This is a genomic window from Wolbachia endosymbiont of Aedes aegypti (genome assembly GCF_021496215.1).
Lineage (GTDB): Bacteria > Pseudomonadota > Alphaproteobacteria > Rickettsiales > Anaplasmataceae > Wolbachia > Wolbachia pipientis.
On sequence record NZ_CP090902.1, the window covers coordinates 20,663 to 41,418 of the forward strand.

General features: G+C 35.4%; 13 protein-coding genes and 1 pseudogene. 6 read left to right on the forward strand and 8 right to left on the reverse strand.

Annotated elements, in window-relative coordinates:
* The first annotated feature begins 30 nt into the window (after positions 1–30).
* Entirely contained in the window at positions 31–8,544 is an 8,514-nt protein-coding gene (locus L0Z58_RS00120) for a DNA-directed RNA polymerase subunit beta/beta' (protein WP_010962312.1), read from the forward strand.
* A 6-nt stretch (positions 8,545–8,550) separates the two neighbouring features.
* Here the strand turns inward: L0Z58_RS00120 and dusB are convergent, their stop codons facing one another.
* Genes dusB through L0Z58_RS00135 form a run of 3 tightly spaced genes read right to left on the reverse strand, consistent with a single transcriptional unit; the run spans position 8,551 to position 10,473 of the window.
* Entirely contained in the window at positions 8,551–9,513 is a 963-nt protein-coding gene (dusB, locus tag L0Z58_RS00125; protein ID WP_010962313.1) for a tRNA dihydrouridine synthase DusB, read from the reverse strand.
* Between the two features lie 25 nt (positions 9,514–9,538).
* Positions 9,539–10,078 (reverse strand): Ulp1 family isopeptidase, encoded by a 540-nt coding sequence (locus L0Z58_RS00130; RefSeq protein ID WP_081420797.1) that lies wholly within the window; start codon positions 10,076–10,078, stop codon positions 9,539–9,541.
* Positions 10,030–10,473 (reverse strand): hypothetical protein, encoded by a 444-nt coding sequence (locus L0Z58_RS00135; protein ID WP_050707706.1) that lies wholly within the window; start codon positions 10,471–10,473, stop codon positions 10,030–10,032. Before L0Z58_RS00135 ends, L0Z58_RS00130 begins: the two co-directional genes overlap by 49 nt.
* 331 nt (positions 10,474–10,804) lie before the next feature.
* Here L0Z58_RS00135 and serS point away from each other — a divergent pair, with 331 nt between their 5' ends.
* Both serS and purD read left to right on the forward strand, forming a co-directional pair.
* Positions 10,805–12,082, forward strand: a complete 1,278-nt coding sequence (gene serS, locus L0Z58_RS00140) for a serine--tRNA ligase (RefSeq protein WP_010962316.1) — start codon at positions 10,805–10,807, stop codon at positions 12,080–12,082.
* A 34-nt stretch (positions 12,083–12,116) separates the two neighbouring features.
* On the forward strand, positions 12,117–13,388 hold the full coding sequence (gene purD, locus L0Z58_RS00145; protein ID WP_010962317.1) for a phosphoribosylamine--glycine ligase: 1,272 nt from the start codon (positions 12,117–12,119) through the stop codon (positions 13,386–13,388).
* Positions 13,389–14,016: 628 nt separating this feature from the next.
* Here purD and L0Z58_RS00150 read toward each other — a convergent pair.
* From L0Z58_RS00150 to L0Z58_RS00160, 4 genes and pseudogenes are all read right to left on the reverse strand, one after another.
* On the reverse strand, positions 14,017–14,292 hold the full coding sequence (locus tag L0Z58_RS00150) for a hypothetical protein (RefSeq protein ID WP_010962319.1): 276 nt from the start codon (positions 14,290–14,292) through the stop codon (positions 14,017–14,019).
* 234 nt (positions 14,293–14,526) lie between these two features.
* Positions 14,527–14,622: pseudogene (locus tag L0Z58_RS06945) on the reverse strand (WD_0033/WD_0034 family tandem repeat-containing protein); the annotation flags it as partial.
* Between the two features lie 38 nt (positions 14,623–14,660).
* Positions 14,661–15,923 carry a WD_0033/WD_0034 family tandem repeat-containing protein gene (locus L0Z58_RS00155; RefSeq protein WP_010962320.1) on the reverse strand — a complete coding sequence of 421 codons (1,263 nt, stop codon included), beginning with the start codon at positions 15,921–15,923 and terminating at the stop codon, positions 14,661–14,663.
* 18 nt (positions 15,924–15,941) lie between these two features.
* Positions 15,942–16,595, reverse strand: coding sequence for a WD_0033/WD_0034 family tandem repeat-containing protein (locus L0Z58_RS00160; RefSeq protein WP_010962321.1), 654 nt, complete (start codon positions 16,593–16,595; stop codon positions 15,942–15,944).
* A 413-nt stretch (positions 16,596–17,008) separates the two neighbouring features.
* On the opposite strand from L0Z58_RS00160, the gene L0Z58_RS00165 reads away from it, so the two are divergent.
* From L0Z58_RS00165 to gatC, 3 genes are all read left to right on the forward strand, one after another.
* On the forward strand, positions 17,009–17,875 hold the full coding sequence (locus tag L0Z58_RS00165) for an ankyrin repeat domain-containing protein (protein ID WP_006280296.1): 867 nt from the start codon (positions 17,009–17,011) through the stop codon (positions 17,873–17,875).
* A gap of 303 nt (positions 17,876–18,178) precedes the next feature.
* Positions 18,179–19,105, forward strand: coding sequence for a ribose-phosphate diphosphokinase (locus L0Z58_RS00170; RefSeq protein WP_010962322.1), 927 nt, complete (start codon positions 18,179–18,181; stop codon positions 19,103–19,105).
* Positions 19,095–19,448 (forward strand): Asp-tRNA(Asn)/Glu-tRNA(Gln) amidotransferase subunit GatC, encoded by a 354-nt coding sequence (gene gatC, locus L0Z58_RS00175; RefSeq protein ID WP_010962323.1) that lies wholly within the window; start codon positions 19,095–19,097, stop codon positions 19,446–19,448. The genes L0Z58_RS00170 and gatC overlap by 11 nt, the downstream gene beginning before the upstream one ends.
* A 41-nt stretch (positions 19,449–19,489) precedes the next feature.
* Here gatC and L0Z58_RS00180 read toward each other — a convergent pair whose 3' ends face one another.
* Complete coding sequence (locus L0Z58_RS00180; RefSeq protein WP_010962324.1) at positions 19,490–20,752, reverse strand: Tol-Pal system protein TolB; 1,263 nt, start codon at positions 20,750–20,752, stop codon at positions 19,490–19,492.
* Between the last annotated feature and the right edge of the window lie 4 nt (positions 20,753–20,756).

The window sequence follows — 20,756 nt, forward strand, 5'->3', positions numbered from 1 at the left end:
TAGCTCTTTTAATTAGTTTGGGGTATTTTAATGGTTGATTCTTCTTATATGTACGCTTCTGGTGCTTTTGTTCCTAGAGTTTCTTATTCTAGGTCGATTGATTTAAAAGATTCTTTATTGGATTTGGTTAAGGTTCAAAAAGAATCATATGATTCTTTTACTCCTAAGAATAAGGGTAATGAAAGACTTGAAGTTATCTTTCATACAATCTTTCCAATAAATGATCCTTTGCGTAGGGCTACTATTGAGTTTATAAGTTGTAGGGTAGATGATCCTAAGTATGATGAATCTGAGTGTATAAAGCGTGGTGTAACTTTTTCTGCTCAGGTTATTGCTTCTATACGTCTTGTTGTTATGCAGGATGGTATTTCTCTTGATGAATATAAATCGATTAAAGAGAGTGGAGATCATTCTAAACTTGCAACCGTTGTAAAATCTATAGAAGAGCAGAAAGTCCACTTTTGTGGGTTGCCTATGATGACTGATAAGGGCACTTTCATCATTAATGGTGTGGAAAAAGTTATCGTCTCACAAATGCATAGGTCTCCTGGTGTATTTTTTGATAGCGATAAGGGAAAAACTTACAATTCTGGTAAATTGATCTATTCTGCTAGAATTATTCCTTATAGGGGTTCTTGGCTTGATATTGAATTTGATGTTAAAGACCATTTGTATTTTCGTGTTGATAGAAAAAGAAAATTGCCAATTTCAGTTTTATTAAAGGCGTTGGGTCTATCAAATAATGATATACTCGATAGATTTTATGAGAAAATAAAGTATGTAAAACATAAAGATGGTTGGAAAGTGCCTTTTGTTCCTGATAAATTTAAAGGAGTGAGGCTGCCTTTCGACTTAATGGATATTGAAGGTAATGTGCTGCTTAAAGCTAACGTTCGTATTACCTCAAGACTAGCTAAAAAGCTATATGATAATGAATTGAAAGAGTATCTGGTTCCGTTTAATTCTATATGTGGTTTATTCCTCGCAGAAGATTTAATGGATAGTGCTAGCTCTACGAAAATTTTATCTGCTGGTGAATCTATAAAGCTGGAAGACATAAAGAAGCTTGAGTTATTATCTGTAGATGAAATATCAGTGTTGAACATAGATAATTTGTTTGTTGGACCTTATATATTAAATACGCTTTTCTTAGATGAAAACATGTCTTATCAGGATGCACTATATGAAATATATAGAGTTTTGCGTCCTGGTGAAGTTCCTGTTTTAGAGATAGTAGAAGAGTTTTTCCGTAATCTTTTCTTCAGTCCGGAATATTATGATTTGTCTAACATTGGTAGGTTGAAGCTTAACTCTTACCTTGGATTAAATTATGATGAGGATTTAACTGTTTTAACGCATGAAGATATTATTGAAATTGTGAAAAAAATAGTATTGTTACGTGACGGTCAAGGATCTGTAGATGATATTGATCATTTAGGAAACAGAAGAGTAAGATCAGTTGGAGAGTTTATAGAAAATCAATTTAGAACTGGGTTGTTGAAATTGGAACGCGCAATAGTTGATTCTATGTCCACTTCTAGTTTAGATAAAGTTTCTCCATCTGATTTTATTAATCCAAAAGTGTTAACTAATGTCTTAAGAGATTTCTTCAATTCTTCTCAATTATCTCAATTTATGGATCAGACTAATCCGTTATCTGAAATAACACATAAAAGAAGGTTATCCGCGTTAGGTCCTGGCGGTTTAACAAGAGAACGGGCAGGATTTGAGGTGCGTGATGTTCATCCAACTCATTATGGAAGAATTTGCCCTATTGAGACTCCTGAAGGGCAAAATATAGGGTTAATCAACAGCTTAGCTATATACGCGCGTATTAATAAATATGGTTTCATTGAAAGCCCTTATAGAAAAGTAGTCAATAGGGTTGTTACTGATCAAATTGAGTATCTTTCTGCTATAGACGAAGGCTCACATCATATAGCTGACACTAGCGTAAAGCTTGATGAAAATAATTGCTTTGTTGATGACATGCTATACTGTAGATATGCTGGTAGCTTCGTCATGGTAAGTAGCGACCAAGTTAGTTACATTGACGTATCTCCTAAGCAGGTAATATCAGTTGCAGCTTCCTTGATTCCATTTTTAGAAAATGATGATGCTAATAGAGCATTAATGGGCTCAAATATGCAACGTCAGGCCGTACCTTTATTGAAGCCTACCGCTCCTCTGGTTGCTACTGGTATGGAGTCTTTTGTAGCTTCTGGCTCTGGTGCTGTAGTTTTAGCAAAACGCGATGGCATAGTTGATAGTTCTGATAGTAACTCTATAGTTATACGTGCTTTTGATAAAGAAAGGGTTAACTACTTGGACGTAGATATTTATCATCTAAGGAAATTTCAGCGTTCTAACCATAATACTTGTATTAATCAAAGACCGCTAGTGTGCGTAGGTGATTATGTTAAAAAGGGTGATGTAATAGCTGATGGTCCTGCAATTAACAGTGGTGAGTTGGCGCTTGGTAAAAATTTGCTAGTCGCTTTTATGTCTTGGCAAGGTTATAATTTTGAAGACTCTATTATTATTTCTAGTGAAGTTGTTAAAAAAGATCTCTTTACTTCTATTCATATAGAAGAATTTGACTGTGTTGTACATGATACCCCTTTAGGATCAGAAAAAATAACTCGTGCTATACCTGGTGTTAATGAAGAAAATCTATATCACTTGGATGATAGTGGTATAGTGAAAATTGGTACAAGAGTTGGTCCAGGCTATATTCTGGTAGGTAAAGTTACACCTAAACCTTCTCTTTCATTGCCTCCTGAAACGAAGTTATTAATGACAATTTTTGGTGAAAAGTCATTCGATTGTGCGGATTCCTCTTTATATACATCTCCAGATGTTGAAGGGACAGTAATTGATGTACAAGTCTTTACACGCAGGGGGGTTGAAGAAAATGAAAGGGCATTACTCATCAAACAAAAAGAGATAAATGACTTTGAGGAAGAGCGAGATTATATAATCAATGTTACTAGTGAATATTTCTATGATGAACTGAAGAAACTTCTTATTAATTCTGGTTCTCAAGATCGAGAAAAATTTGACTCTATTGAACGTGAGCAATGGTGGGGTATAGGATTAAAAAACCAATCCATTTCTGAGCAAGTTAAGAGCTTAAAAAAAGATTTTGATGAAAAAGTATCACATGCAATAGCACAGTTTAAGCGAAAAGTAGAAAAATTACATGAAGGTTATGACCTGCCTCAAGGTGTGTCGATGTCAGTAAAAGTTTTCATTGCTGTGAAACATAGTCTGCAACCAGGGGATAAAATGGCTGGTAGACATGGAAATAAAGGTGTGATTTCTCGAGTTGTGCCAGTGGAAGATATGCCTTATTTGGAAGATGGTACTCCTGTTGATATTATTCTTAACCCTCTTGGTGTTCCTTCACGAATGAATGTAGGGCAAATACTGGAAACGCATGTAGGTTGGGCTTGTAGAAAATTAGGGGAAAAGGTAAGTAATATTCTCGATGAGATCAATAAGATCAAAAGTGCTTTTTGCAAGGGAATTAGGTCCCTTAACGATGATAATTTTACACAATTTGCAGTAGCATACCTTGATAATAAAAAAATTGAAAATATTGATGATGATGAAATAACGGCTTCTGTTTTAAATACACCTAATAAGAATGCACTAAATGACGAGTTGAATGAGTTAGTAGAGAACTATTTGAACTCTTGTAAAAGTTCATACAGCAATTTACGTAACTTCCTGATTGAGGTTTATAGCTATGGCAGTAACGTATCTATCTGTAATGATATTCGTAATATTAGTGATAATAATCTCATTGAATTTGCACGCAAATTACGTGATGGCGTTCCTGTTGCTGCACCTGTATTTGAGGGTCCAAAAGATGAACAAATAGCAAAATTATTTGAACTTGCTGGTTTAGATAACTCTGGACAAGCTGTATTATATGACGGTTGCAGTGGTGAAAAATTCGACCGCAAGGTTACAGTTGGTTACATGTACATGCTTAAGTTGCACCACTTGGTTGATGGTAAAATTCATGCGCGTTCAGTAGGGCCTTATAGTTTGGTTACTCAACAACCTCTTGGAGGAAAATCTCATTTTGGTGGTCAGCGTTTTGGTGAAATGGAATGTTGGGCATTACAAGCCTATGGTGCTGCTTATACTTTGCAGGAAATGTTAACTGTGAAGTCTGATGATATTAATGGTAGAGTTAAGATTTATGAATCGATAATAAAAGGTGACAGTAATTTTGAATGTGGAATTCCTGAATCCTTTAATGTGATGATAAAAGAACTACGTTCTTTATGTTTAAATGTAGATTTAAAGCAAAATGATGTAGTGATTGAAGATATATCTCACACTAACATTGCACAACCTTTTAATGAGGTTAGCATATCGATTGCTAGTCCTGAAAGTATTAAGCGTATATCTTGTGGTGAGATAGAAGATGTTTTAACTGCAAATTATCGTACGTTCAAAGTTGAGAAAGGTGGATTATTTTGCCCTAAGGTTTTTGGCCCTGTCAATGACGATGAATGTTTATGTGGAAAATACAAAAAAAGAAGACACAGAGGTCGCATATGCGAAAAATGCGGAGTAGAAGTTACATCTTCTAAAGTAAGAAGAGAAAGGATGGGTCATATAGAGCTTGCATCTCCTGTTGCTCATATATGGTTTTTGAAATCGCTTCCTTCAAGAATTGGAGCATTATTGGATATGTCTCTCAGAGATATTGAGAATATTTTATATAGCGATAATTATATCGTAATAGATCCTCTTGTTTCGCCTTTTGAAAAAGGTGAGATTATTAGTGAAAAAGCTTATAATGAAGCTAAAGATAGCTATGGGATCGATAGTTTTGTAGCTATGCAAGGTGTTGAAGCTATAAGAGAGTTGCTAACGCGCCTTGATTTACATGAAATTAGGAAGGATTTAAGACTAGAATTGGAATCTGTTGCTTCTGAGATAAGAAGAAAGAAAATTATAAAGAGATTGCGTATTGTTGAAAACTTCATTAAATCTGGAAATAGGCCTGAGTGGATGATACTTACAACTATACCTATTTTACCACCTGATTTGCGTCCTTTGGTATCGCTTGAGAGTGGTCGTCCTGCAGTTTCTGATCTGAATCATCATTATAGGACTATTATTAATAGAAATAACAGGTTGAGAAAATTGTTGAGCTTAAATCCTCCTGAGATTATGATTCGTAATGAAAAAAGGATGTTACAAGAAGCAGTTGATTCTCTTTTTGATAATAGTCGTCGTAATACTTTGGTAAATAAAGCTGGTGCTGTTGGATATAAAAAGTCCATTAGTGATATGTTAAAAGGAAAACAGGGTCGTTTTCGCCAGAACCTCTTAGGAAAAAGGGTAGACTACTCTGGACGTTCTGTAATAGTTGTTGGTCCAACTTTGAAACTAAATCAGTGTGGATTACCAAAAAGAATGGCTCTTGAACTATTCAAACCTTTTGTTTACTCAAAGCTTAAGATGTATGGTATGGCTCCAACTATTAAGTTTGCTAGTAAGTTGATAAGAGCAGAAAAACCAGAAGTTTGGGATATGCTTGAAGAGGTAATAAAAGAGCATCCTGTTTTGTTGAATAGAGCGCCTACGCTACATAGACTTGGTATTCAGGCTTTTGAGCCAATCCTTATTGAAGGCAAAGCAATACAGCTTCATCCGCTTGTCTGTACGGCGTTTAATGCTGATTTTGATGGTGATCAAATGGCAGTGCATGTGCCAATTTCATTGGAAGCTCAGCTTGAAGCTAGGGTGTTGATGATGTCCACTAATAACGTTTTAAGTCCTTCTAATGGCAGACCGATTATAGTTCCTAGTAAAGATATAGTACTTGGTATATATTATCTGACTTTACAAGAACCTAAGGAAGATAATTTACCATCTTTTGGTGCTTTTTGTGAAGTTGAGCATTCCTTGAGTGATGGTATTTTACATATTCATTCTAGTATAAAGTATAGGATGGAGTATATTAATAGCAGCGGTGAAACTCACTATAAAACTGTTTGTACAACTCCTGGCCGTTTAATATTATGGCAAATTTTTCCTAAGCATGAGAATCTAGGCTTCGATCTAATAAATCAGATATTAACAGTCAAGGAAATAACTGGTATAGTTGATTTGGTATATCGTAACTGTGGTCAAAGTGCTACAGTGGCATTTTCTGATAAATTAATGGTACTTGGCTTTGAGTATGCCACATTTTCTGGTGTCTCTTTTGGTCGTTGTGATATGGTTATACCTGAAACTAAAGCTACACATGTTGATCACGCGAGGGGTGAAATTAAGAAATTCTCTATGCAATATCAAGATGGGCTAATAACTAGAAGTGAGAGGTATAACAAGGTTATAGATGAATGGTCTAAGTGTACGGATATGATAGCTAATGATATGTTAAAAGCAATATCTATATATGATGGAAATAGTAAGTACAACTCAGTGTATATGATGGTTAACTCTGGTGCAAGGGGTTCTACTTCACAGATGAAACAGCTAGCAGGAATGCGAGGGCTCATGACCAAACCTTCTGGTGAGATTATAGAAACACCTATAATTTCTAATTTCCGTGAAGGATTGAACGTATTTGAATACTTTAATTCTACTCACGGTGCGCGTAAAGGTTTAGCTGACACTGCACTTAAAACTGCAAACTCTGGATACTTAACTCGTCGTTTAGTTGATGTATCTCAAAATTGCATAGTTGCAAAGCATGACTGTAAAACAAAAAATGGTCTTGTTGTGAGAGCTACAGTTGAAGGAAGTACTATAGTTGCATCTCTAGAGAGTGTTGTGCTGGGTAGAACAGCTGCAAATGATATATATAACCCAGTGACAAAAGAATTATTAGTAAAAGCAGGGGAATTAATTGATGAGGATAAAGTAAAGCAAATCAGCATTGCAGGTCTTGATGTTGTAAAAATTAGATCGCCTTTAACTTGTGAAATAAGTCCTGGTGTATGTTCTTTATGTTATGGAAGAGACCTTGCAACTGGTAAAATTGTTTCAATAGGTGAAGCAGTTGGTGTTATAGCTGCTCAATCTGTTGGAGAGCCAGGTACTCAGTTAACGATGCGTACTTTTCATATAGGTGGAGTAATGACTAGAGGCGTTGAATCCTCGAATATTATAGCTTCTATTAATGCTAAAATAAAGTTAAACAATAGTAATATAATTATAGATAGAAACGGAAATAAAATTGTGATAAGCCGTTCCTGTGAAGTCGTGTTGATTGATAGCCTTGGTAGTGAGAAGTTGAAGCACAGTGTACCTTACGGCGCTAAGCTTTATGTAGATGAGAGTGGGTCAGTAAAAATTGGCGATAAAGTTGCGGAATGGGATCCTTATACATTGCCTATTATCACGGAGAAGACTGGTACAGTGTCTTATCAGGACTTAAAAGATGGAATTTCGATCACTGAAGTGATGGATGAATCTACAGGAATATCAAGCAAAGTAGTAAAAGACTGGAAATTGCATTCTGGTGGAGCTAATTTACGTCCTCGTATTGTGCTGCTTGACGATAATGGTAAAGTAATGACACTCGCAAGTGGCGTTGAAGCATGTTATTTTATACCAATCGGTGCAGTGCTCAATGTACAAGATGGCCAGAAGGTTCATGCAGGTGATGTTATTACAAGAACACCAAGAGAGTCAGTTAAAACTCGTGATATTACTGGTGGTTTACCGAGGGTTATAGAGTTATTTGAAGCACGTCGTCCTAAAGAGCATGCTATTGTTAGTGAGATAGATGGCTATGTAGCGTTTTCTGAAAAAGACCGTAGAGGAAAACGCAGTATATTAATTAAACCTGTAGATGAACAAATTTCTCCAGTTGAATATTTGGTATCAAGAAGTAAGCATGTAATAGTCAATGAAAGTGATTTTGTACGTAAAGGTGATCTATTGATGGATGGTGACCCTGATCTCCATGATATTTTACGTGTGCTTGGGTTAGAAGCTTTAGCGCACTATATGATTTCTGAAATACAGCAAGTTTATAGATTGCAGGGTGTTCGTATAGACAATAAGCATTTAGAGGTGATCTTAAAACAAATGCTACAAAAAGTGGAAATTACTGATCCTGGTGATACTATGTACTTGGTTGGCGAAAGCATTGACAAGCTGGAAGTTGATAGGGAAAATGATGCTATGAGTAACTCTGGCAAACGGCCTACTCATTATCTTCCTATTCTGCAGGGGATTACTAGGGCAAGTCTTGAAACTAGCTCCTTTATTTCTGCTGCCTCTTTCCAAGAGACAACAAAAGTACTTACAGAAGCAGCATTCTGCGGGAAGAGTGATCCTTTAAGTGGATTAAAAGAAAATGTTATAGTAGGAAGATTAATTCCTGCTGGTACAGGTTTGATTATGAATAAGATCAGAGCACTTTCACTTTGTGATAATGTGGATAAATATGAAAAATATTTTGATATTGAAACTTATGACGAGGAATGGTTGATGGATAATGGTTGTCATTTACACTCTGATGAGGAAGAGAGCGTAGTGGCATACGATCAGTCGAATTGAGTACAGCTAGTGTGTCTCTTGACCAAAAAAGCCAATAATATTTTCTTTCACTTCTGTGCTATCTGTCATGTTATTTACTCTCACACGAAATTCAGATGAGCCTTGAAGCCCGCTACTGTACCAACCTATGTGTTTGCGGGCCATCTTTATTCCTGTGTCATTTCCATAGTACTCAAGAATATTGTCGTAATGCTCGAGTATGATGCTTAATCTCTCTGAAGCTGTTGGCTCAGAAGTTTCACTTCCACTGAGAAAGTTCATTGCTTGATTAATCAGCCAAGGTTTACCGTAGGCACCACGACCTATCATCACTCCGTCTGCTCCAGATTCTTTGAGAGCATTCTGAATATCATTTAAATTTTTAATATCGCCATTTACTATAACTGGAATTTTCACTTGCTCTTTAACATTTCTAACGAATTTCCAATCTGCTTGACCATTATAAAGCTGCGCTCTTGTTCTTCCATGCACAGTGATCATTTTTGCTCCTAAGTCTTCGGCAATTTTCGCAAGTCTCGGGGCATTGCGATTTTCATCGTTCCATCCAGTGCGCATTTTTACCGTAACTGGCATATTCACTGCTTTGACCACAGCTTCAATTATCTCAGCGGCTTTTTTCTCATCACGCATTAGCGCTGATCCTGCATAACCGTTTACAACTTTTTTAACAGGGCAACCAAAGTTTATGTCTATAATTTTTGCTCCCATGTCCTCGTTTAATTTTGCAGCCTCCGCCATAACATCTGGCTCACACCCAGCAAGCTGCACAGCAGTTAATGCATCGACTTTTGCTTTTTGCAAACTCTGGCGAGTTTGCATAATCATAGCTCTGCTTGCGATCATCTCTGAAACTAACAAACTTGCACCAAGTTTCTTCACAATACTTCTAAACGGATAATCAGTCACTCCAGACATTGGAGCTAAAATAACTGGAGAATCAATTGTCAAATTTCCTATTTGGAGGGGCATAAGGTCAATGGTAATTTTTCATTGATTACATAATGCAACACAAACTTGCATTCTCCCTTGAAATAGAAGACTGAGATGTTTTCGTCCTTGGCGGACGCTTACGATTTCTTAGATCTTCCTTACATTTCTCATCTTCCATAAGCGCTCTTGTAAATTCTTCTCTTTTCTCGTTCAAATCAAATTTATATTCTGATAACTTTTTGTCAATTTCGTCAAATGATTTGTCTTCGTTAAGCATTTGTTTAATTTTATGAGCATTTTCTAACGCAAATATTCCACAGTTATACCCGTCACTTTGCTGCTTAGTTGGGGAAATTCTTATGTCTAATACCCATTCCTCTTTTTGCAGTTCTCTTTTAACAATATTTAGCACATTATCTGGCAATTGATTACCAAATGAGTCACAGTAATAAGCTCTAAATTTTTTATCACCTGCATCAGGTTTAATAACCAAAGTTACCCAATGATTGTTGTTAATATGAAGAACCGAAGTAAATATCAATTTAGAATTTTGTTTTAATTCACCTCTATAATTCTGAAGAAATTCTTTGTGAGTTCGTCCCAACCATTAGAATAGCTAGGAGCAAGAAAATAGACATTATTATTACTATGTTCACTTTGTGAGTACCCATACACAACTCTTGCAATATGTGTAATGTCATCATCACATAACCAGTAAGCATAATTTCCTCTGTTTGTCTGATGCACAAGAGTGTCCAAATTTTCATGAAACTCTTTACCACCCAAACCACTATCTTTTGAAGCAATAGAACTTCTGCGACTACTGTTCTCTGAAACAGTTGACCCATCTTCATTATCTGGTCCAGGAAAAATACCACTATCCTCATCTGGAGTTTTTTGCTCACCTTGACTTGCTCTTTTTCCATTAATATAACCCTTCGCTAAGTAAAATAAAGGTTCAACAACCATTTTGTATGCTACTGTAAGAATTGTTCCCATTAAAACCCAAACTACGGGGTTAGAGATGAGCATAGCAAGTGGAAAGGTCAATAGAGGGGTCCTATTACCGCCCCTAAACAGCCAGCAGCGAATGTGGCTGCTAGGCATACACAAGTAGCGTAGATAACGAATTCCTCACCAGCAAAGTAAGTGCTCTCTTTCTGATTATTTTTTGTAATGCCCAACATACTACACCCTATGAACGCTAAGTTAATTAAATTTAAACAAATTCTAACAAAAAAATCAACTATAATAATTTTAGTAGTATGAGAATATATTGAATATTAAGAGCTTTTGGAGTACAGTAACAATGTTAGTAATAGCACAATATATGCACGATATAGAATATATACGCAAAAACCCTGAAGGATTTGAAAAGGCAATGAAAAGCAGGGGAATTAGAGAATCTACTGCGGAAGAGATATTAGAAATCGATCACGAGAAAAGATCATTAACCACTAAACTGCAGGATTTGAATAGGCAGCGCAATGAAATCACAGAGGAAATAAAAAAGCTTAAAATGAGCAAGAGCCCCTGTGAAGAGCAAATAGAGTTGTCAAAAAGCATCACAAATGAGATAGAGGCAATCAGCTTAAAAGAACAAGCAGAAAAGGATAAGTTAGTGAATGTTTTATCTAACTTGCCGAATATTCCTGCGCAAGATGTGCCAATAGGCGCAGATGAGAACTCTAATTTAGAGGTGAGAAGATATGGAGGAAAAAGACAGTTTGATTTTGTACCAGAATCTCATTATGAACTCGGAGAAAAATTAGGTTTAATGGACTTCGAACAAGCGGCGAGAATTTCCGGATCAAGATTTACGATATTAAAAGGACAGTTAGCTAAGCTTGGACGAGCGCTAATAAATTGTATGCTTGAAATGCATGTTAATGAATTTGGCTATACTGAGGTGTACCACCCGGCTTTGGTGAAAAACGAAGCTATGTATAATGTTGGTCAGCTACCGAAATTTTCTGACGATTCGTATTTAACTACCGACGAATTGAGGTTGATTCCCACAAGTGAAGTGTTTTTAACAAATTTAGTTGCTGACAAAATAATGGAAGAAAAAGAACTGCCTATTCGCTTTACTGCATATTCGGAGTGCTTTCGTAAAGAAGCAGGTAGTGCAGGTCGCGATACCAGGGGCATGATAAGGCAACACCAATTTGGTAAAGTGGAGTTGGTAAGCATCACAACTGAAGACCAATCAAATGATGAGCTTGAGCGTATGACGAGTGTTGCTGAAGAGATATTAAAAAAATTAGAATTGCCATACAGAGTAATGCTGCTTTGCAGTGGCGATATGGGTTTTGCTGCACAAAGGACTTATGACATAGAGGTATGGTTACCTGGGCAAAATAAATATAGAGAAATATCAAGCTGCTCAAATTGTGGTGCATTTCAAGCAAGAAGGATGAACACTAAATACTCTTCAGAAACTGATAAAAAGATGAAAAAATATATTCACACTTTAAACGGCTCAGCTTTAGCTATAGGAAGAACGATTATTGCCATAATGGAGAATTATCAAAATTCTGACGGGTCGATTGCAATACCAAACGTGTTGCAAAAATACATGAGTAATGATACTGTTATAAGCAAATAATAATTTTGACATATAGAAAAGCGAGGAAATAAAGATGAAGGTTCTGGTTATAGGTTCTGGTGGGCGTGAGCACGCTCTACTTTGGGCTCTAAAAAAATCTCCTATCTTGACTGAGTTATATGTAACTCCTGGTCGCCAAGCTATGAAAGATCTTGGGGCTCTTGTGGATGTAAATATTCAAAATTCAGTGGATGTTACACAATTTTGCAAGAGAGAAAATATAGAGTTGGTTGTTATTGCTCCAGAACAACCAATAATTGATGGGCTTGCTGATGATTTAGTTGCAGAGGGAATAAATGTTTTTGCTCCAAGTCAAGCAACTGCAAAACTTGAGGGATCGAAGTCTTTCACCAAGGGACTATGTAAGCGATATGGTATACCAACTGCCAAGTACGAGTGTTTTGTTGATGAAGGGTTAGCTAAAGATTTTGTACGTAGCAATAAAATAAAGTTTCCACTTGTAGTGAAAGCAAATGGAATTGCAGCAGGAAAAGGGGTGGTTATATGTAATACAGAAAGCGAAGCTTTTTCAGCAATAAATTCAATGCTAGTGGAGAAAAAATTTGGTGAATCAGGTGAAGAAATAATCATAGAAGAGTTTTTAGTTGGAGAAGAAGTAAGTTTTTTTGCTCTTATTGATGGGTTGAAAGTAGTAACTCTTGGGTGTGCAAAAGATTATAAGAGAGTTGATGAAAGTAATGAAAGCCAAAATACTGGAGGTATGGGGTCGTACTCATCACCTTCAATTATAAGTAAGGACATGGAGCAAAAAATTATCCAAAAAATAATATACCCTACAGCTCAAGCATTGGTTAACATGGGTACGTCTTATAAAGGAGTACTCTTTGCTGGTTTAATGATTTGCAAAGATAGCCCAAAACTTCTCGAGTATAACGTTAGATTCGGTGATCCAGAAACGCAATCTATATTACCTAGATTTGATTCAAATTGCGATTTGTTAAAATTGATGTTGTCAGTTGCAGAAGGAAAGTTAAATGTCAAAATGGTGGAACTTAACAACAAATCTACAGTTTGTGTAGTTGTTGCAAGTAAAGGCTATCCGGGTGATTATCAAAAGGGAGAAGTAATTAAAGGATTAGATAAGATTGAAAGCATTCCTGGTGTGTTGGTGTTTCATGCTGGTACTAAATTCGATGAAAGTGGTAACTTAGTTTCCGATGGCGGAAGAGTGCTAAATATAGTAGCAGAAGGGAGCACTATAGAGGAAGCCAAAAGTAAGGTGTACTCAGCATTAAATTTTTTAGAATGGCCAGGGGGCTTCTTCAGATACGATATCGGTAGTTAATGTTAGCTGTCGGTTAGCAGGTGGTTCACAGAAACGAAAAACTTCCTTGACAAACTCCGCCAGCCCCCTTATCATGAAACTGAAGCTATTGTATTTGCTTTCGCCAATCTGCAGATTAAAAGGTAAGGATTACTTAATGTATCGGCGTCTTATGTTCAATTTTTTGCAGTATATAGATACTGTATGTCTTTACAAAACTTCATCTACATCTAGATTTTTATCTAAATAAGCTGAACGCGCTTATAAAGCGTTACAAGACATCAAAAAATGCCAATACTCGACAGAGATAGTAAAAGACTAGCTAACTCGGGGATTCTTTGTCTTTTTTTCTGCTTGGTAAATTTCTTAAACATTTGCAGCATAGGTGAGTTGCAATTAAAAGCAGCTAAATCTTGCTTGTCAAGCGTTTAAAACATAAAAAACGCCAATATTTTAAAGCAGATAATAACCCCAGGGCTTCTTTTGCCTTTTTTTTCATTTGGTAAATTTCTTAAATATTTATGGCTAAACGACAATCGTCATCCCGCAGCGGGATCTAGAGATACCGCGGCGGTATGACGTAGGGAAACCTTTCTTGGGTTAGCTATAAAACTAATCAGCATCTTGTTTAGCACATATAAATTAAGTTTCACAAATATAGTGCTAAACCTTGAAAATATGTTATAGCTACTTCTTCCAATTTAGTGGTGGGTTTTGACAGTACACATGTTATTTTACTAGCTACCAACTCAAGTGTCACAGAAGTTGCAATCATTTTAAATGTCACAGAAGTTGCAATCACTGCATTTATATTCTGTACTTTAACATTTACTCTACTTTCTATTAGAGGCTTTACCCCCCTTACATCATTACGTACAGCAGTATGATTTATTTCATTTTCAATTCCACTACTATGCTGCAACAAGATATCCCCATTAACTTTTATTTCAACATTTTTGTCACTACTACCATTGTTAAAATTTAATCCCTCATCTCTTCTACTTTGTCTTTTTTCTTTTAATTTTAATTCAGTTTCTCTTTTATCAAGGGTAGGAAATGGGATGTGAGTTTTTTCCTGACCATCTTGATTTATAGCTCTTGTTGTATTAAAAGCTTCGTTGCTTTTACATGATATTGTATAAGTAAGTGGTGTGTAGATTTTTTCTTCACTATCTGGATATTTTATAGTTATTGTTGCATTAAGAATATCTTTCAGAATATCATTTTCTCTAGCTATGTCTAAAATTTTTTGAATAACTTTGCGATCATGTAATGCGGCAAGTAACTTATCAGTTACTTTTTGATTATTTTTATGGTTATTGTTGTGTTAAGAATGTCTTTCAGAATACCGTTTTCTTTAGCTACTCTTAACATTTTCTCAACAGCTATACTATCTTTACGTAGTATAGCATAAGCAAGTGGTGTGCAAGTTTCTTCCTGACCATCTGGATATTTTATAGTTGTTGTTGCGTCAAGAATGTCTTTCAGAATACCGTTTTCTTTAGCTACTCTTAACATTTTCTCAACAGCCATACTATCTTTACGTAGTATAGCATAAGCAAGTGGTGTAACAGTTACTCTCCGACCATCTAGACATTTTATAGTTATTGTTGCGTTAAGAATATCTTTCAGAATACTGTTCTCCTTAGAGATTTTTAAAATTTCTTCAATAGCTATACTATTTTCACGCAGTATAGCATAAGCAAGTAGTGTGTAAGTTACTTCCCGGCTATCTGAATGTTTTATAGTTGTTGTTGCGTCAAGAATGTCTTTCAGAATATCGTTTTCTTTAGCTACTCTTAACATTTTCTCAACAGCTATACTATCTTTACGTAGTATAGCATAAGTAAGCGGTGCGCAAGTTTCTTCATGACCATCTGGACATTTTATAGTTGTTGTTGCATCAAGAATATCTTTCAGAATACCGTTTTCTTTAGAGATTTTTAAAATTTCTTCAATAGTTTTGCTATTTTTACATGATATAGCGTAAGTAAGCGGTGTGTAAATTTCTTTCTGACCATCTAGATATTTTATAGTTGTTGTTGCGTCAAGAATGTCTTTCAGAATATCGTTTTCTTTAGAGACTTTTAAAATTTCTTCAATAGTTTTGCTATTTTTACATGATATGGCGTAAGTAAGCGGTGTGTAAATTTCTTCTTGACCATCTAGATATTTTATAGTTGTTGTTGCGTCAAGAATATCTTTCAGAATACTGTTCTCTTCAGCTGCTACTAGAATTTCTTTAATAATTTTGCCATCCTCCCAGAACATAGCATGAGCAAGTGGTGTGTAAGTCACTTCCCGGCTATCTAAATGTTTTATAGTTATTGTTGTGTCAAGAATATCTCTCAGAATACCGTTTTCTTTAGCTACTCTTAACACTTTCTCAACAGCTATACTATCTCTACGTAGTATAACATAAGCAAGTGGTGTGTAAGTCACTTCCCGGTCTAGATATTTCATGGTTGTTGTTGTGTTAAGAATATCTTTCAGAATACTGTTCTCTTCAGCTGCTACTAGAATTTCTTTAATAGCTTTGCTATCCTTCCAGAACATAGCATAAGCAAGTGGCGCCTAAGTCACTTCCTTGTTATCTGGATATCTTATAGTTGCTGTTGTGTTAAGAATATCTTTCAGAATACCGTTCTCCTTAGAGACTTTTAAAATTTCTTCAATAGCTATACTATCTTCATATAGTATAGCATAAGCAAGTGGTGTAACAGTTGCTCTCCGACCATCTGGATATTTTATAGTTGTTGTTGCGTTAAGAATATCTTTCAGAATACCGTTTTCTTTAGAGACTTTTAAAGTTTCTTCAATAGTTTTGCTATTTTTACATAATATGGCATAAGTAAGTGGTGTGCAAGTTTCTTCCTGACCACCTGGATATTTTATAGTTGTTGTTGCGTCAAGAATGTCTTTCAGAATACCGTTTTCTTTAGCTACTCTTAACATTTTCTCAACAGCTATACTATCTTTACGTAGTATAGCATAAGCAAGTGATATAATAGTTGATTCTTTACCCCGATGTTTACTTACTTCCGTAGTAAGAATCCTTTGTTTTTCCTTTTCAGATATTTTTTCTAGTTCTTCAGCAATGCTACTTTTTTTGCCTTCTATTTTTGATGCTAATTTTAAAATACTTTTTTCATCTTTCTCTTTCAATTTCGAATCGTTTACCTGATGAGTCATTTTTTTTCTCAAGGTCTTTCTTATTAAACTAAGCATAACATTTTCTCTCTTCGTGGTTATAATATTTGCTTTTATGAATCAGTTGTGTTGATAATGTATTAATTGCATAGTTCAGACATTGTTTTATAAAGCAAAATTTTAGTAGACCACCTTACAAGAACGTTTCTTGCTAATTCTGAATCCGAAAAAAGGACGCAGTAAAGTTATTTGTAAGGGAAGAATGAAACTTGTAGCTATAGCTAAACTGACTTACGATAATTTGAAAAACCGTCATCCCGCTGCTTGTTAGCGGGATCTAGAGATACCGCGGCGGTATGACGGTTCGCAGTGGTATGACGGTTCGCGGCGGGATGACGATAAGCTCGTCATCCCGCTACATTAATATTGTATTAATAAAAACTTAATAATAATCCTTAATAATATATGAACTAACATGTTTGCAATTTCGTATGACAGAGGAAACAAAAGATGGATATGCTTCCTTATACGTTGCAATTCAGGAAGGTAATATTGAAGCTGCAGAACTACTAATAAAATGTGGCACAAACGTCAATGATCATTATGAACGCAATCGTACGCCACTGCATATTGCCATCGGACGCAAACAATTAGAAATAGCAAAATTGCTGATAAAAAATGGAGCAAACGTTAATGCAAAAACTCAAAATCATGGTAAAGATGATCTAACACCAATGCACTTTGCAGTTTTTGCAAATACGCCAGAATTTATAGAATTACTAGCTAGCCATGGTGCATTGATTAATGAAAGAGAAAGTACCGAAGGGTATACTCCTCTTCACTTTGCTGCTTTATATGGGAACAAAAATATAATACAAGCCTTAATTGATAAGGGACAAGATATTGAAGATGTGGACAATAATGGGCGAACAGCTCTGTTTTTAGCTGCTAGGCAGTGCACTGAAGCAGAAGATGATAGCAGAATAGAAATTATCAAGTATTTGATAGACAAGCTCAAAGCAGATGTAACAAAGAAAGACAATAATAACAATGCAGTACTCTTTCCTGCCGCTAATAATTGCCCTGGAAAAGTGGTAGAATTCATCATTGAGCAATATATAAAAATCTTTGAGTTAGAGAATTTTATCAACCACAAAAATAATGATGGAATGGATGCTTTGGATATTGCGCTGAATAGTGGAAACGAGAAAGCTATTGAAGTATTAAGATCATATGGAGCAGATATCAAGAATAAGGTAGATGGTAGCATTCAAAAAATTACTGCAGAAAAACCAAGTAGTACCCTAGACAGAGCAGAAAGTGCAGAGGTAGCGCCTCCAATTAAGCAAAGAGTATAAAGCTTTTTATAAAGCGATTATAAATTTCAGTAAGTTGCAGAGGCTTTACAATGGGAAGTGTAGTATGTTAGCAGATACAAATGACTAGATAAATTATATTTCATTAAAGTCATTTATCTTGAAACATAAGCAGGATTTTGTATAGTTGTTTCAATTTGGGTCTATATATTGAAACAACGCGTGAAAATGACAGGTCATTGTACAAGAGGTATCTAATTCACCGACAAGAATGCTAGATAAAGACACTTACATTTCAATTATTTCACAATTTCTGTATAATCTTAAAAACTCAATTAGTGCGTTATGAAGATAATAATAGGTAATGCTAGTAAGGAATTAGGGGAATCAGTAGTTAACCGGCTAGATGTTCAACCATCCTCTGCTTGGATATCAAAGTTTACCGATGGTGAGGTAAATGTAGAAGTAGCAAATGATCTATATAATCAAGAAGTATATATAATACAATCTCTTTCTCCCCCTGTGAATGATAATCTTATGGAGCTTCTGCTTATAATTGATGCAGTAAATAGATTAGGAGCCAAAAGGATAGTAGTAATTATCCCTTATTATGGATATAGCAGGCAAGATAGAATTATCAAGAACAATAATGTGCAGTCTGCTTTAAGTGCCAAATTAGTTGCAAATCTTATTCAAACTGCAGGTGCAAGTAGCGTTGCAGTTATTGATTTGCACTCAAGTCAAATTGAAGGATTCTTTGATGTACCGATAACTAATTTGAACTGCTTTGAAGCATTTGTTGACTCTATACACACAGAAAATTTGGCAATTGTTGCACCTGATGTTGGAGCAATTGGCAGAGCACGTGCTTTTGCAAAGACTTTAGAGGAAAAGTACAAGATAGGGTTAAATGATAAGATTATTGTAGTAGATAAATATAGGGAGAAAGCAGGCACATCTCAAGTAATGAACATAATAGGAGAAGTTGCAAATAAAAATTGTGTCATTGTTGATGATATAGTTGACTCTGGTGGAACATTGTGTAATGCAGCTCTTGCTTTAAAAGGCCACGGAGCAAAGTCCGTAATTTCATGCATCACACATGGCGTGCTTTCAGGAAGTGCAGTTGAGAAAATTTCTTCCTCTTCTTTAGATAAATTAGTGATTACGGATACCATACTGCACAAATTTGAAAAAACTGGTAAAATAGAAGTTGTTTCGGTCGTAGATATTTTAACTCACTTTATCCAAGGAGGTAAAGATGCCAGCTAAGTCAACAGAAGACGTTATTACTTCACTAATAGAATTTGCAAATAAGAGAAAAATAACAATTACCAAAGAAGAAATGCTTAAAATTGCACAGCTTGTAAGGATTAAGTTATCAAATGACGAGATTGATCACTACTCCAAAGAACTGACAATGCTGGATTGGATACATGATACTTTATTGCAAGTTAATACTGAAGGTGTTTCTCCTATGCGTTATGGCAGCATAGACAAGGACATTCATGTACGCGATGATGTTATAAATTCTCAAAACATTAAAAAAGAGATATTGTCCAATACAAAACCTGAGCATGGGTATTTCGTAGTGCCAAAGGTTATAAGCAATTAAAGTAAAATAAGGCTCATATCAAATCTATAATAGATCTACTTTCAAAAATAAGACCAATCCGGTAAAGAAGCATTTGTGGGAGTGGAAACCATTTTTTGATTTTTCTTTACTAAGTCTACTAAATATAGTTTAGAGTTGCTTGGTGATTCTGTTCTTGTAAAAATGATTTCTCTACCATTTGGTAACCATGCCGGGGATTCAATTTTATGCCCCTCTGAAAGCAGACGTTCTTCTTTGCCATCTGGCTTCATAACTCCTATGTAAAATTTTCCTGACTGAATCTTTGTAAAAGCTATCAGATCTCCTTTTGGCGACCAAACAGGCGTAGCATATCTTCCACTTCCAAAACTAATTCTTTTAGGTTTTTTACTTTTGTTAGTAAAATCGATAACGTACAGTTGCTGACTCCCACTTATATCAGAACTAAAAGCCATATACTTTTGATCTGGAGAAAAAGAGGGAGAAGTGCTTATAGCTGAACCTTTAGTAATTTTTTTTGTTCGTTTACTACTTAAATCCAAAGATAATATATTCGTTTCACCACCCAATGAGTGGGAAATTAAAAGAGATTTACCATCGGGAGAAAATCTTGGTGCAGAAACAACTCCTTCAAATGCGCTGATTATTGATTCAGTGTTATCTTTTAAATTTTTTAATATTATATAACTTTTACCATTTGCGTACGAGATGTAAACAATACCCTTTCCATTTGGTGAGAATCTCGGTGTTGACACAAATCTATCGCCATTTGTTAAGTATTTTATATTACTTCCATCTTGATTCATCACAGCAATTTTACGCACAGATTTGTAGTTGCTATCTTTTTCTTCAGCGATATACGTGATTTTTGTGTTGAAGTGCCCTTTCTCACCAATTAATCTATCATGTATCACATCCGAAACGAGGTGACCAATTTTTCTCCAGTCTTTTGCTGGAAAAACAACTGACTGAGTAAGTAATTCTCTTTTTGTAAAAGCGTCAAATAAACGAAATGATAGCTCTAATGCACTACCAGATATTTCGCTTAAACTTACTGTGACTACAGTATCGCTTTTCCAAGATTTAGATTCAGCTTCCGCGCTACGTTTTACATTAAATAAGCCACAATTAGATAAATTTGTTCCTATTACCTTTGCAATATTTTCGCTTAATTCGCTTTCCAACGCTGTTTTACATGTACATTTAGATACAACAAGACCAATGTTACCAACACTGCTTTTTTTTATATCAACATATAAAGCAGCTTTTGTAAAATAAGGAATAAATAACGAAATAAATAACACCAGATGAACGAATAGCTTCATTCAT